Below are 12,909 nucleotides of genomic sequence, written 5' to 3'. Positions count from 1 at the left end.
GGGTGGGTCCGCCGGACGGCGGTGGCGGCGTACCGGCCGGTGGTGGCGTCGCCCCCGGCCGCTTACCGAGTTCGATGAGCTGCCGGATGCCGTCGTTGAGCTTGTCCCCGTCGACCAGCGCCACGTACGAACCGCCGTCGCCGTAGGAGAGCAGCACCTTCTGGAGGTTCGGGTACGCGTTCTGCTGGTTGCTCTTCACGTAGACCGGTTCGACGTAGAGCATCCCGTCGCCGAACGGCAGGGAGAGGAGGTTGCCGTACTGGACCTGCGACTGGTTGGAGGCGAGCAGGTTCAGGTCCTGACGGATCTGGGCGTTGGTGTTCACCATCCGTTGGTGCACCTGCACCGGACCGGAGATCGCCGTCTGGTCCGGCAACTCCAGCACCTCCAGGCTGGGTCGACCGTTCACGTAGGAGCCGGAGATCAGTGCGGCGAGGTTCTGCCGGCCCTTCGGGGTGACCGTCGAGGTCAGCTGGAACCGGGGGCTCTCCTGGCCGGGGAACTCGGTGTAGAGGTAGTACGGCGGCTGCTTCTGGCCGGTGTCCGGGGCGTCCGGGACGTTCGGCACCTCCCAGAAGTCCTGCGCCGAGTAGAAGTCCCCGGGGTTGGTGACGTGGAACCGGGTGAGCAGGTTGCGCTGCACCTTGAACAGGTCCGCCGGGTAGCGGAAGTGCTCCGCCAACTCGGCCGGGGTCTTGTCCTTCGGCACCACCAGGTCCCCGCCGAACGCCTTGTTCCACGCCTTCAGCACCGGGTCCTCGGTGTCGAACTCGTAGAGCTTGACCGTCCCGTCGTACGCGTCGACGGTGGCCTTCACCGAGTTGCGGATGTAGTTGACGTCCTCCCGGGCCAGCCGGAAGGTGCCCCGCCCGGTGAGTTCGTCGGCGGTCTCCTCCTGGATGTTCACCCGCTCGGCGTACGGGTAGGTCGCACTGGTGGTGTAGCCGTCGATGATCCACTGGATCCGCCCGCCGACCACGGCCGGGTACGGGTCGCCGTCGAGGGTGAGGAACGGGGCGACCTTCTCCACCCGGTCCCGGGGGTTACGCACGTAGAGCAGCTTGGAGTTGTCGTTGATCGCCTCGGAGAGCAGGAAGTTGGTCTCCTGCTCCTTGATCGAGTAGAGCAGCCGACGGCCGAACGAGCCGATCTCCACGCCGCCCGAGCCGGTGTAGGTGTAGTACTGCTCACCACCGGTGCTGGTCGGCCGGTCGAACTCGACGTTCCGGCCCGGGTCGGTCTGCCCGACGATGGCGTAGTCCGCCGCGTCCATCTGCTCGCCGTAGTAGATCCGCGGCTGCTGGGCCGGGATCTGGTCGGTCGGGGAGTAGCACTGCTCCTGCCCGTTCTGCCCCTTCCCCGCCTCGCCGAGGAAGCCGGAGACGAAGTACGGCTGGGCGCTGCACACCCGGTTGGCCGGCGCGGCCACCAGCCCGTACCCGTGGGTGTAGATGGTGTGCCGGTTGATCCAGGTGCGCTGCTGATCGGTCAGCTCACCGTAGTTGATCTCCCGCACCCCGACGACGTAGTCCTGGGTCTTGCCGTTCACCGTGTACCGGTCGATGTCCAGCTTCGAGCCGAAGTCGTAGAAGCCCCGCACCTGCTGGAGCTGGGTGTACGTCTCGGAGACCAGCTGCGGGTCGAGCAACCGGATGTTCGGCACCACCGAGGTGTCGGTGGCCAGCGTCGCCGGTGGGGTCAGGTTGGACGCGGCGTACGGCGTCATCTTCGTCGACTCCAGGCCGAACGCCGCCCGGGTGGCGTTGATGCTGCGCTCGATGTACGGCGCCTCCTTGTCCCGCGCACTCGGCTTGACCTCGAAGGTCTGCACCGCCCACGGGTAGATGCCGCCGATGGCCACCGCCGAGATGCCGAGCAGGGCCAGCGAGATGCCCGGCCAGACCAGGTTCCGCATCACCGCGTTGGAGAACACGATGATCGCGAGGGCCACCACGATCGAGATGTACGCCAGGATCTCCTTGGCCGGCAGCAGCGCGTTGACGTCGGCGTACCCGGCGCCGTAGATGCCCGCCCCGGCGTTGTACTCCAGCAGCATGACCCGCCGGTCCAGCACGTACGCGACGGCCTTGAGCAGGACGAAGACCGCGACCAGGGTGGTCAGGTGGGCGCGGGCCGCGTTGGTCATCCGGTCGCCGACGCCCTGGAGCCGGACCCCGCCGAAGATGTAGTGCACGGCGAGCGCGCCGAGCACCGAGAGCACCACGACGGTGAAGCCGACCCCGAGCAGGTACCGCCAGAAGGGCAACTGGAAGACGTAGAAGCCGACGTCGACGCCGAACTCCGGGTCCTTGGTGCCGAAGTTGCCGCCGTTACGGAACAGCAGCCACTGGCTCCACCGGCTCTGCGCGGAGAGCCCGGCGAAGAGCCCGACCACCGTCGCGACCACCGCGATCCAGGTACCGATCCGGGGGCCGAGCAGCATCCGGTACCGCTCCAGGGTGGCCTGTTCCGGCGAGTGCGGACGCAGCGTGGGGCGCATCCGGTAGGCCAGCCAGAGGTTGCCGCCGATCAGGGCGGCCATCCCCAGACCGAAGGCCAGGAAGAGCAGCAGCCGGGTGCCGAGCACCCCGGTGAAGACCTCCCGGTAGTCGACCTCGGAGAACCAGAGCCAGTCGGTCCACGCCTGCACCCCCCACCCGAGCAGGGTGAAGAGCAGGAAGACCCCGATCAGTACGCCGATCGTGACGCGTCCGCGCCGGCTCATCCTCGGTAGGGGGGTGCTCCGCATGACCAATGTTGGCTCCGCACGTTCGAGTGTGACCGGCTGCGATCAGGGCACCCAGAGTACGTGGTGTTCCTGAGAACGCCGGGTGAAGGTTCGGCTCAGCAGCGGGGTGGCTCGCCACCGGCCCGCAGCGTGGCCAGTGCGTCGAGGGCGTCGTCGAGCGTCGCGACCTTCAGCAGCGGCAGCCCGGGCTGCGGGTTGCGCAGCGCCTCGGCGCAGTTGTCCGCCGGTACCAGGAACACCTTGGCCCCGGCCTGCTTGGCGCCCACCAGCTTCTGGGCGATACCGCCGATCGGCCCGACCCGACCCGCGTCGTCGATGGTGCCGGTGCCGGCGACGATCCGACCGCCGGTCAGGTCCTCGGGCTGAAGCTTGTCGATGATGCCGAGGGCGAACATCAGGCCGGCGCTCGGCCCGCCGATGTCCTCCAGGTCGATCTTGAGCTGGAACGGGTGCGGCTGCTTCTGCTCGATCTCGACCCCGATCCTCGGCCGGCCGTCCCGGTCCTGGCTGGTCACCGTGGCCGTGCCGGGCGTACCGCCGCGCTGGTAGCCGACGGTGAACACGGTGCCCGCCGGTTTGCCCCGGATCGCCTCGGTCAGGCCGCCGGCGGTCTGCAACGGCTGCCCGTCGACCGAGGTCAGCACGTCCCCGGGCTGGAGGACCGCCGCCGACGGCCCGTCGGCGGCGACCGTCTTCACCGTCACCTGGACCGGGTAGCCCAGCTCGCGCAGGGCGGCGGTCTCCGCGCTGGTCTGCGAGGCGGCGAAGTCGTCGGCGTTGCGCTGCTCGATCTGCTGCTCGGTCTGGCCGGGCGGGTAGATCAGCTCGCGCGGTACCACCGCCTCGTCGTCGGAGAACCAGCCGGCGATCGCCGACACCAGCTTCACCTCCGGCTGCACGCCGACGGTGGTCAACCGGAGCTGGCCGGCGGAGGTGGAGGTCTCCCGGCCGGTCACCTGGATGACCTCGGTCCCGTCCGAGGTGCCCAGGGTGTCCACCGTCGGTCCCGGCCCGAGCACCACGTACGGGATGGGCGCCGCGAGCACACCGATGCTGAGCAGGGTGGTGACCAGCGCGCCGAGGAGAACCGTGACACCGCGACGTCTCATGCGGCAGAGCGTACCGACCGGGTCACGGCACCCTCGGCAGCACGCGACTTCGCCCTCAGCGCAACGTCGGCGCCCGCGATCAGCGGTCCGGTCCGCGTACCGTAGACCTCGTGCCTGATATCCCGTTCGGCTTCGCGCTCCCCGGCGGGCAACCGCCCGACCCCAACGACCCCGCACAGCTGCAACAGTTCATGGCGCAGTTGCAGCAGATGCTCTCCACGCCGGGCAGCGGCCCGGTCAACTGGGATCTGGCCCGTCAGGTCGCGGCGAGTCAGCTGGCCGCGACCGGTGACCCGGCGGTCTCGCCGTACGAACGCAACGCCGTCGAGGAGGCGCTGCGCCTGGCCGACCTCTGGCTGGAGCCGACCTCGGCGCTCCCCTCCGGTGTGCAGACCTCGGTGGCCTGGAACCGCAACGAGTGGATCTACCGGACCCTGGACGTCTGGCGGAAGCTCTGCGACCCGGTGGCCAGCCGGATGGTCGGCGCGATGGGTGACCTCGTGCCGCCGGAGGCCCGCGCCCAGCTCGGCCCGATGCAGTCGATGGTGGCCACGCTCGGTGGCGCGCTCTTCGGCGGCCAGCTCGGGCAGGCGCTCGGTTCGCTCGCCGCGGAGGTGCTCTCCGCCGGGGACATCGGGCTGCCGCTCGGTCCGGCCGGCACGGCCGCGCTGATCCCGGCCAACATCCGTCAGTACGGCGAGGGCCTGGAGCTGCCCGAGGACGAGGTACGCCTCTACGTGGCCCTGCGGGAGACCGCGCACCAGCGGCTCTTCCAGCACGTCCCGTGGCTGCGCGGGCACGTGCTCGGTGCCGTGGAGATGTACGCCGCCGGTATCCGGGTCAACCGGGAGGCGGTCGAGGAGGCGATGGGCCGGGTCGATCCGACCAACCCGGAGTCGCTCCAGGCGATGGCGCTGGAGGGCATCTTCACCCCGGAGGACACCCCGGCGCAGAAGGCGTCCCTGGCCCGGCTGGAGACCACCCTCGCCCTGGTCGAGGGCTGGGTCTGCCACGTGGTGGACAGCGCGGCGTCCGGCCGGCTGCCCAACGGGGTACGCCTGGCCGAGGCGTTCCGGCGGCGCCGGGCGGCCGGTGGTCCGGCCGAACAGACCTTCGCCGCCCTGGTCGGGTTGGAGCTGCGGCCCCGCCGGCTGCGGGAGGCCGCAGCGCTCTGGTCCGCGCTGGCCGAACACCGGGGCATCGCCGGACGGGACGCCCTGTGGGGGCACCCCGACCTGCTGCCCTCCGGTGACGACTTCGCCGACCCGGCGGCGTTCGCCCGGTCCCAGCTCGACCTGGGGGACCTGAGCGACTTCGACTTCGGCACCGGTCCGGCCCCCCGCGAGGGTGGCGGGGAGCCGGGCGACGGCGACGAGTCCGGTCGGGGCCCGCAGCCGGGCTGACCGGGCGGGTCGACCGGCGCGTCGGCCCTGTGCCATCCGGCCGGACGGTCGGTACCGGGCCCGTGGCCCGGGTCGCCCCTACCGGGGTGTCCCCGGTCCGGTGCCGGCGTCCGCCGGCACCGGGTCCGGCCCGTCGGAGACCGTCGACACCGCGTCCGGCCCGTCGGGGACCGACGGCGCCGGGTCCGGCCCGTCGGAGACCGTCGACACCGGGTCCGGCCCGTCGGAAACCGACGGCGCGGGCCGGCGCCGTCGGCGCGGTTGCCACCAGTTCGCCCGCCCGAGCAGGGCCATGGTCGAGGGCACCAGCAGGCCCCGGACCAGCGTCGCGTCCACCGCGATGGCCACCGCCATGCCGAGCCCGAACATCTTGATCACCGGGTCGGCGTGCAGCACGAAGCTGGCGAAGACGGTGATCATGATGAGCGCCGCCGACGTGATCACCCGGCCGGTACCGGCCAACCCCGCGCGGACCGCGACCCGGTTGTCGCCGGTGGCCCGCCAGGCTTCCTGCACGGCGGTCAGCAGGAACACCTCGTAGTCCATGGAAAGGCCGAAGAGCAGGGCGAAGAGCATCATCGGCACGTAGCTCTCGATCGGTACGGGCCCGGTGAGGCCGGTCAGTTCCACCCCCCAGCCCCAGCCGAAGACGGCGGTCAGGGCCCCGTACGCCGCGCCGACGGAGACCAGGTTCATCAGCGCCGCCTTCGCCGCGAGCACCGGTGCCCGGAACGCGGCGAGCAGCAGCAGCGCGGAGAGCAGCACCACCACCCCGATCACCAGCGGCATCCGGTCCCGGATCCGGTCGGCGAGGTCGACCCGGGTGGCGATGACCCCGCCGACGTGCACGCTCTGCCCGGCCACCGCCACCCGGCGCAGCCCGTGCACCAGTTCGGCGGTCGCCGGATCACCCGGCGCGGTGGTCGGCCGCACGCTCAGGGTGGCCACCGTCCGGTCGTCACCCAGGTTCACCGGGCCGGTGCCGGCCACGCCCGGGGTACCGGCCACCGTCCGGGTCAGGTCGGCGAGGCGCGGGTCGGCCGGTCCGGCGGCCGGCGGGTCGAGCCGGACGACCACGGTGAGTGGGCCGTTGATCCCCGGCCCGAAGCCCCCGGCCAACAGTTCGTAACTGGTCCGGCTGGCGCTGCCCGGCGGGTTGTGCCCGGCGTCGGTCTGGCCGAGCCGCAGGTCCAGGACCGGCGTGGCGAGCACCCCGAGCAGGACGGTCGAGAGCAGCAGCCAGCGGACCGGACGGCGGGTCACCCGGTCGGCCAGTCGGGCCCAGCCCGCCCCGTCCGGCGTACCGGCGGCCCGATCGCCGTCGGCGAGGATCCGCGCCGGCCGGAGCCGCAACGCGTCGACCCGCCGGCCGAGCAGGGCCAGCAGGGCGGGCAGCAGGGTCACCGCCCCGGCCACCGCGAAGACCACCACCAGGCCGGCGGTCCAGCCCAGCGTGCCCAGGATCGGCACGCCGGCCACCGCCAGACCGCCGAGCGCGATCACCACCGTGCCACCGGCGAAGACCACCGCGCTGCCGGAGCCGGCCACGCTGCGTACCACCGCGTCGGCGACCGGTAGCCCGCCGGCCAGCAGTCCCCGGTGGCGGGTGATCAGGAACAGGGCGTAGTCGATGCCGACGCCCAGCCCGATCATGGTGGCCAGCGTGGTGGCCACCGAGGGGATACCGGTCAGGTGACCGGCCAGGCCGATCGCGCTCACCGCACAGGCCAACGTGAAGATCGCCGTGAGCAGCGGCATCGCCGCCGCGACCAGGCCACCGAAGGCGAACAGCAGCACCAGTGCCGCCACCGCCAGGCCGATCAGTTCGCTGGTCCGGGCCCCGCCGCGTTCGCCGGCTGCGGCCAGTACCCCGCCGTCGACGGTCGTGATCCCGGCGGCCCGGGCCGGCTGCGCCGCCACCTCGATCCGCTCGGCGAGCGGCCGGTCGACGTCCCGGGGGCGCAGGTCCAGCCCGATGGTCAGGTACCCGGTCCGCCCGTCGGCGCTCAGCGAACCCTGCGCGGCCGTCGGCCCGGTCACCCGGGTCACGTGCTCCACCTCGGCGATCCGCCGTTCCGCCTCGGCCAGCGCGGCCCGTCGGTCCGGATCGTCGAGGCGACCCGAGTCGACGTGGACGACCAGCTGACCGTTGACCTGGTCGCCGCCGCTTCCCGACGGCATCAGGTCCCGGGCGGCCTGGGCGTCGCTGCCCGGCAGCGTGACGTCGTTGTCGGTGGGCCGCCCCAGGGCGCCGGCCAGGCCGACCAGGGCGACGGCGACGACCAGCCAGGCGCCGAGCACCGTCCGGGGTCGGGCCACGCAGAACCGCCCGATCCGGGCCAGCCGGCGCTGGACCGGTCCGCCGTGGTGTCCGTGCATCATGCTCCTCCACAGGTACCGGCGCCCCGGTCGGAGCGGCCCGACCGGTCGGTGGCGGCACCCGCCGCCTGCGCCGTGACATCGGTGCCGCCCAACTCGACCCGCAGCCCGTCACCGGTGGCCCGGACCGACCGGTAGCGCAGGTTCGCCGGTAGCTGCGGCAACGGGCGGGTCAGCTCCGTCGCCCCACCCATCCGCTTCAGCACCTGCTCGGCCGGGCGACGGAAGCCCATCACCTCCACCTCGCCGGGCGTGATCCGCAGCTGGCCGTCGACGATCTCGGGACGGGCCAGCAGGGTGACGGGTACCTGCCGGCCGAGCAGTTGCGTCTCGGTACTGACGACCAACTGCCCGTCGCGCTCGGCGTAACGCACCTCGCGTCCGCCGAGCCGGTCGGGCAGCGCGGCGTAGTCCAGCACCAGGCCGATGGTGAGCCGGCCGACGCGTACCGGCTGGCCGGCGGCGGGGAGGGTCAGGTCGCGCAGCACCGCGTCGACCTGCCGGACCCGCAGTTCACCGAGGTGCAGGTCGGTCGCCTCGGCGTGTACCTCGGTGAACCGGCCGGTGAGCAGCTGGGTGGCGAACGGGAAACCGCCGATCCGCACCTCCGGCCGGCGGTCCAGGCCGGCGGCGCAGGCGAGCCGCTCGGCCAACCGGTCGCCGGCCAGCCGGGCCGCGATCCGGTCACCCACCAGCAGCAGACCGAGTACGACGACGAGCAGCAGCGCGCCGAGCCGGGCCCACCGGTTGCGGGGCAGCCGACGCGGCAGACGGGAGAGGTTGGGCACCCGTCGAGCACACCAACCGGGGATGGGAGCCGGACCACAGCTCGATGAGAGATCGTTAGGAATCTGCGGTGGGCAGGGTGAACGTGACGGTCGTACCCGCACCGGGAGCCGTCCGGAGCCGGACCTGCCCGTCGTGGGCGGCGACGATCCCGGCGACGATGGCCAGTCCGAGCCCGCTGCCCCCGCCGCTGCGTCCCGGGTCGGCCCGGGTGAACCGGTCGAAGGCCCGCTCGGCGAGTTCCGGTGCCATCCCCGGCCCCCGGTCGGCGACGCTCACCTGCACCCTGCCGTCGGCGGTGCTGACGGTCACCGTGACCGGGCTGTCCGGCGGGGTGTGCGCGCGGACGTTGCCGAGCAGGTTCGCCATCACCTGGCGCAGCGCGTCCCCGTCCCCGGTCACCGGGCAGGTGTCCGGTGCGGTGAGGGTGGCCGGGCGGCCGGGCTGCACCGCGAGCGCGTCGGCCAGCGACTCGCGGACCACCACGGCCAGGTCGACCGGCCCGTGCCGCAGTGCCGGTTCGGCGTCGAGCCGGGCCAGGTAGAGCAGGTCGTCCACGAGCGCGCTCATCCGGGTCGCCTCCTCGTCGGTCCGCCGCAGCACGTCGGGTCGCCGGTCGGCGTCGACCATGCCCTGCCGGAGCAGGTGCAGGTAGCCCCGGATGGAGGTCAGCGGGGTACGCAGCTCGTGCGAGGCGTCCGCGACGAAGTCGCGCAGCTGCTGCTCGGAGCGGGCCCGGGCGGCCATGGCGGTCTGGAGCCGGGCCAGCATCCCGTTGACCGCCAGGGTCAACCGGCCGACCTCGGTACGGACGTCCGGTGCCCGGTCGTGGTCGACCGGTACCCGCCGGTCCAGGTCACCGGCGGCGATGGCGGTCGCGGTGCCGGTGATCCGGTCCAACGGGCGCAGGCCCCGGACCAGCAGCAACCGGGCGAACAGGCCGAGCAGCAGCAGGACCACCGTCCCGGTGACCAGTTCGACGAGGATCAGGCGCTGCACGGTCTGCCGGACCGGTGCCAACGGGAGCGCGATGAGCACGGTGGTGTCCCGGGACCGCAGGGTCACCGCCCGGTAGGCGCCGTCACCGACGGTGACGACCGGTGAGGTCCGGCCGTCCGGCGGTGGTACCGGGGCCTGGTCCAGCAGCGACCCGGCCGGCCCGCCCAGCCGGACGGACCGGCCGTCGTCCCGGCGGATCTCGACGACGTACTCGGACGGGGCGACCACGGTACGCAACGTCTGGGCCGGGTCGGTGAAGACCGGTCCGGTCCGTTGCCGGACCAGTACGGCGGCGGAGCGCAACTGGTCGTCGGTCCGGTCGAGCAGGTAGTCCCGCAGCCCGAGCGCGGCGGTCACCCCGGCGACCAGCAGCGCGGCGGCGGTCAGCAGCACCATCCCCCAGAGCAGGCTGCGACGCAGCGGCAGCCGGTTCACCCGCCGGCCCGCAGGGCGTAGCCGAAGCCCCGCTGGGTGACGATCAACGGCGGTCCCGGGTCGAGCTTGCGCCGGAGGTAGCCGATGTAGGTGTCGACGACGTTCGAGGCGCCGCCGAAGTCGTAGCTCCACACCGCCTCCCGGATCTGGGTCCGGGAGAGCACCCGGCCGGGGTTGAGCATCAGGTACCGCAGCAGTTTGAACTCGGTCGGCGACAGGGTGAGCAACCGGCCGCCCCGCCGGGCCTGGCAGGTCTCCTCGTCCAGTTCCAGGTCGGCGTAGCGCAGCACCGCACCGGTGTCGGGGTGACTGCCGGGCCGGATCCGGCGTAGGACGGCACGGACCCGGGCGACCAGTTCGTCGACCGAGAAGGGTTTGGTCACGTAGTCGTCCCCGCCGTAGGTCAGCCCGGCGATCTTGTCGCGGGGTGCGTCCCGGGCGGTCAGGAACACGATGCCCACCTGGTGTCCGGCGGCCCGCAGTTCCCGGCAGAGGGTGAACCCGTCACCGTCGGGCAGGAGCACGTCCAGTACCACCAGGTGCGGCGACTCCGCCCGGGCCAGCCGCAGCGCCTCGGCGGCGGTGCCCGCAGTGGTCACCGCGAATCCGTGGAACCGCAGCACCGTGGCGAGCATGTCGACGATGTTCGGCTGGTCGTCGACGACCAGCACCCGTACCCCAGCGCTCATGGTGGGGTCATCACAGCACGGTCGGATGTGAGTTGGATGAGAACGGCACCCGCCGGGCGGGCCCGGCCGGTTACGCCCCGGTGAGCAGGGCCCGGGTCGTCTCCCAGCCCTCCAGTGCGGGGTCCAGGGCGGCGAGGTCGGCGGGGCCGCGCAACCGGCGCCAGGACGGGGTGACGGTCACCTCCCCGGGTCGGGGTGCCGCCGCACGCACCGTGGCCGGGTCCGTGCCGTCCAGGTCGACGGCGGGGAGCCAGGACGGTACGGGCAGCCGGGTCGCCACGCCGAGCAGCCCGGGGCCGCCGTCCGCCGGGGCCAGCGCGACCGACCGGCTGGTCAGTGGCCGGAGCAGCTTGCCGACCACCAGGCCGGGCAGGTCGGGGGCGTCGGGGGCGAGCACCGCCGCCTGGTCGTACCCGGTCAGCTGGTCGAGCACGGCGGTGACGGTCGGCTCGGAGACCTCGTGGACAGCCGTCCCCGGCCAGCGCACCGCCTCGGCGAGAGGCCGGTCGGCCGGGGTGACGGCGATCGCCGGTTCGACCTCGTTGAGCGCGGCGACCAGGTCCACCATGTCCTCGGCCAGCGCCGCACGCCACCGGTCGGGATCGGTGCCGGGTGGCGCCCACCGTACCGGCGCCAGGAGTACCACCACCACACGTCGAGCCACCAGCAGAGCCTAGTACTCCGACGTCACTCGGCTTCGGCGTCGCCGGTGGCGTGGGTGTGCGGACGGTTGCCCCGGCCGTGCTCACCCTGGCCGTCCTCACCGCCCAACTGCCCGTCACCGCCCCGGAGGTCATCCGGGCCGGAGGACGAACGGACGCTGTCGAGCTGCTGGTCCGCCAGGCGGCATCGTCAGCGACCGGGAGATCACTTGACGTGGGGAGTACCAGATCCCGCCCGGGACGGACCGGCACGGTCAGTCGGTCAGGACCGCTCCGGCGGCGGCCACGCCCTCCAGGTAGCCCCGGGCCCGTTCGGCCCTCGGGTACCGTCCGACCAGCGCCCAGAAGCGTTCGTTGTGGCTCGGCACGACCAGGTGGGCCAGCTCGTGCAGCAGCACGTAGTCGATCACCCAGTCGGGCATGTCGCGGAGCCGGTGGGAGATCCGGATGGTGCCGTCGGCCGGTGTGCAGGATCCCCAGCGGCCGTTCTGGTTGGTCACCCACCGGATGCTCGCCGGTACCGCGGTCCGGCGGTGTTCGCTGAGGTAGAGCCCGACGAGCCGGCGGGCCCGGATCTGCAACTCCTCGTCGGAGCGGTCGGCGCGGCCCTCGCGGGCGGCGAGCCGGGCCAGCATCCGGTCGACCCACTCGCTCTCCTCGGCGCGGGAGAACTGGTCCGGGATCAGGACGACCACGCGCTCGCCGTCCCGGTAGGCGGACACCGTCCGGCGCCGGCGCTCACTGCGCCGTACCTCGACGACCGGCTTGCGCGCGCCTGCCATCAGCGGCCCGCGCCGCCTCGGATTCCGTTCACGAGGGAAAGCTAATGCGTTCTGACCAGGGCTCCGCAAGAGTCAACCGCACGACACGCGCCGGGAATAACCCGGTTCGTGGCGGGGCGTCCGTAAAAATTCTTTGTGACTTCGCACCGTATCGACTCTGATCACCGTCGGTTGCGGCACTGTCGATCTCTGGACGCGATCCGGAATCGTGATCACCACCGTAGGCGATCACCGCTGCGGGAGCCACCCACCCCCACCTCTTCGGTGATCTGGGGGACTTTACCCGGCGTGTCCCTGCGAAACTGACTTATCCGACCTATTCCGGCATGCACACTCTCGACGTCGACTTACTCACAGTGTCGATGCATTGCTGACATGGAACCGCCCGCACCTGGGTAGGGTCCGCGGACCAGCGATCACACGGGTGATCGCGGACATCCCCCGCGCCGGCGCCCCGTGGGCCCCGTCGCAGGGCACCCCGCCCGGTGACAACCGGCGGACGAAACGAGGAGGGCACCGTGGCCGACAAGGCCCAGACCTACAACGGGTACTGCGTCAAGTGCAAGGAGAAGCGGGACTTCGAGGGCAACGTCGAGGTGTCGAAGACCGGCATGAACATGGCCAAGGGCAAGTGTCCGGTATGCGGTACAACAGTGAACCGCATCCTGGGCAAGGCGAAGGTCTGACGTAGCAGGACCGATCAGCGGGAGGGGGTGGCCGATCGGCCACTCCCTCCCGCCGTCAGTGTCAAAAGAACGACAGAAGTTACCCACTGGTTGTGGATATCCGGCCGATTCCTGTGGATAGCCCAGGCCCAGCGGATGACGTTCTGTGGATAACGACTGACGCACAGGCAGCGTGACGCCGACAGTGGTGCGTCATGACGCACAGTTCGCTCCCCCGCCCCACCCTGCTG

At 72.1% G+C, this 12,909-nt stretch carries 10 protein-coding genes; 2 read left to right on the top strand and 8 right to left on the bottom strand.

Annotated features, from left to right (window positions below; translation table 11 throughout):
* Together GSF22_RS21815 and GSF22_RS21810 are read right to left on the bottom strand one after the other, a co-directional pair.
* A partial coding sequence (locus GSF22_RS21815) for a UPF0182 family membrane protein (protein ID WP_439957797.1) occupies positions 1-2,725 on the bottom strand: 2,725 nt, incomplete at its 3' end.
* 119 nt (positions 2,726-2,844) lie between these two features.
* Positions 2,845-3,858 carry a YlbL family protein gene (locus GSF22_RS21810; RefSeq protein ID WP_208815593.1) on the bottom strand — a complete coding sequence of 338 codons (1,014 nt, stop codon included), beginning with the start codon at positions 3,856-3,858 and terminating at the stop codon, positions 2,845-2,847.
* 179 nt (positions 3,859-4,037) lie between these two features.
* On the opposite strand from GSF22_RS21810, the gene GSF22_RS21805 reads away from it, so the two are divergent.
* Positions 4,038-5,261: a zinc-dependent metalloprotease gene (locus tag GSF22_RS21805; protein ID WP_208815595.1), complete on the top strand. Its 1,224-nt coding sequence runs from the start codon at positions 4,038-4,040 to the stop codon at positions 5,259-5,261.
* A 78-nt stretch (positions 5,262-5,339) separates the two neighbouring features.
* On the opposite strand, the gene GSF22_RS21800 is transcribed toward GSF22_RS21805, so the two are convergent.
* From GSF22_RS21800 to GSF22_RS21775, 6 genes are all read right to left on the bottom strand, one after another.
* Entirely contained in the window at positions 5,340-7,643 is a 2,304-nt protein-coding gene (locus tag GSF22_RS21800) for an MMPL family transporter (RefSeq protein WP_208815592.1), read from the bottom strand.
* Positions 7,640-8,428: an LmeA family phospholipid-binding protein gene (locus GSF22_RS21795; RefSeq protein WP_208815591.1), complete on the bottom strand. Its 789-nt coding sequence runs from the start codon at positions 8,426-8,428 to the stop codon at positions 7,640-7,642. The genes GSF22_RS21800 and GSF22_RS21795 overlap by 4 nt, the downstream gene beginning before the upstream one ends.
* A 55-nt stretch (positions 8,429-8,483) precedes the next feature.
* Positions 8,484-9,860, bottom strand: a complete 1,377-nt coding sequence (locus GSF22_RS21790; protein ID WP_208815590.1) for a sensor histidine kinase — start codon at positions 9,858-9,860, stop codon at positions 8,484-8,486.
* The gene (locus GSF22_RS21785) at positions 9,857-10,549 is read right to left on the bottom strand and encodes a response regulator transcription factor (RefSeq protein WP_208815589.1); all 693 of its coding nucleotides are present in this window, start codon (positions 10,547-10,549) and stop codon (positions 9,857-9,859) included. The genes GSF22_RS21790 and GSF22_RS21785 overlap by 4 nt, the downstream gene beginning before the upstream one ends.
* A gap of 70 nt (positions 10,550-10,619) precedes the next feature.
* Entirely contained in the window at positions 10,620-11,213 is a 594-nt protein-coding gene (locus GSF22_RS21780) for a hypothetical protein (RefSeq protein WP_208815588.1), read from the bottom strand.
* Positions 11,214-11,465: 252 nt separating this feature from the next.
* Complete coding sequence (locus GSF22_RS21775) at positions 11,466-11,993, bottom strand: M48 metallopeptidase family protein (protein WP_208815587.1); 528 nt, start codon at positions 11,991-11,993, stop codon at positions 11,466-11,468.
* A gap of 518 nt (positions 11,994-12,511) precedes the next feature.
* Here GSF22_RS21775 and GSF22_RS21770 point away from each other — a divergent pair.
* Entirely contained in the window at positions 12,512-12,679 is a 168-nt protein-coding gene (locus GSF22_RS21770) for a DUF5679 domain-containing protein (RefSeq protein WP_199736319.1), read from the top strand.
* Positions 12,680-12,909: the final 230 nt, after the last annotated feature.

This window comes from Micromonospora echinofusca, assembly GCF_017614955.1.
Lineage (GTDB): Bacteria > Actinomycetota > Actinomycetes > Mycobacteriales > Micromonosporaceae > Micromonospora > Micromonospora echinofusca_A.
The sequence above is the reverse complement of the archived record's forward strand: the minus strand, read 5'-3'. Positions and strand labels throughout refer to the sequence as shown.

Bases quoted from the DNA above. Each gene is read 5' to 3' on its own strand.
- GSF22_RS21810 (WP_208815593.1), bottom strand. From the start codon at position 3,858: ATGAGACGTCGCGGTGTCACGGTTCTCCTCGGCGCGCTGGTCACCACC.
- GSF22_RS21800 (WP_208815592.1), bottom strand. From the start codon at position 7,643: ATGATGCACGGACACCACGGCGGACCGGTCCAGCGCCGGCTGGCCCGG.
- GSF22_RS21785 (WP_208815589.1), bottom strand. From the start codon at position 10,549: ATGAGCGCTGGGGTACGGGTGCTGGTCGTCGACGACCAGCCGAACATC.
- GSF22_RS21775 (WP_208815587.1), bottom strand. From the start codon at position 11,993: ATGGCAGGCGCGCGCAAGCCGGTCGTCGAGGTACGGCGCAGTGAGCGC.